A 752-nucleotide genomic window follows, 5' to 3' on the forward strand; every position below is an offset into this window, starting at 1 on the left:
GACGCCCGAGCTGCTGCGGCGCGAGCGCCACCTGAGCGCCCTGATCTGCGAGGAACTGCGCCGCGCCGCCGCCCTGCGGCTGGGCGTGGACCTGCCGCGCGACAAGCGCCTGCTGCACCTGTGCGAGGCCGTGCTGGCCGACCCCACGCGCCACGAGGCCCTGGAGGACTGGGCGCGCGACACCGGGGCCAGCCCGCGCACCGTGGCGCGGCTGTTCCGCGCCGAGCTGGGCAGCACCTTCACGCAGTGGCGCCAGCAGGTGATCCTGGCCAAGGCGGTGGCGCTGGCTGCCGAGCGCCTGCCCGTGGGGCAGATCGCGGCCGAACTGGGCTACAGCGCCAGCGCCTTCAGCGCCATGGTGCGGCGGGCGGTGGGCATGCCCCCGGCCCGCTTTCTGGGCCTGCAGTCGCCCGCGGGCCTGGGCCCGGGGTAGCGCCAGCGCGCGATCGATCAGCCCACGGGGCCGCGCGAGCGGCGGCGTGCGCGAATGCCAGGCCGCCTACGCCGTGGGGCGCCACCTGGCCGCCGGCATCGCCATCGGCCTGCTGCACGGCGACATCGCCCCGCCCGGCGCCGTGCCGGCGGCGGACCTGGGCGAGCTGCTGGGCGCGGTGGCCGCCTGCCTGCTGGACTGAAGGCGCCCGGGCAGGCGGTGAAGGGGGCGTTCGCAGCCTTTTCGAACCTTTCAGGCCGCACGCCGGGAGATTGATTGCCCTGTTAGCTATGAAAATAGTAGCAAATGCCCTGGCCGG

Annotated in this window: 2 protein-coding genes; both read left to right on the plus strand. The window is 75.1% G+C overall.

The window, feature by feature from the left end; genetic code table 11:
- Positions 1 to 433, plus strand: a 433-nt coding sequence (locus AC27KI_RS26430) for a helix-turn-helix domain-containing protein (RefSeq protein ID WP_487116835.1), incomplete at its 5' end; no start/stop codon positions are given.
- Positions 434 to 479: 46 nt separating this feature from the next.
- A complete protein-coding gene (locus AC27KI_RS26435; protein WP_487116836.1) occupies positions 480 to 635 on the plus strand; it encodes a hypothetical protein in 156 nt (51 codons plus the stop codon).
- Positions 636 to 752: the final 117 nt, after the last annotated feature.

This window comes from Acidovorax sp. KPB24-03 (genome assembly GCF_057546605.1).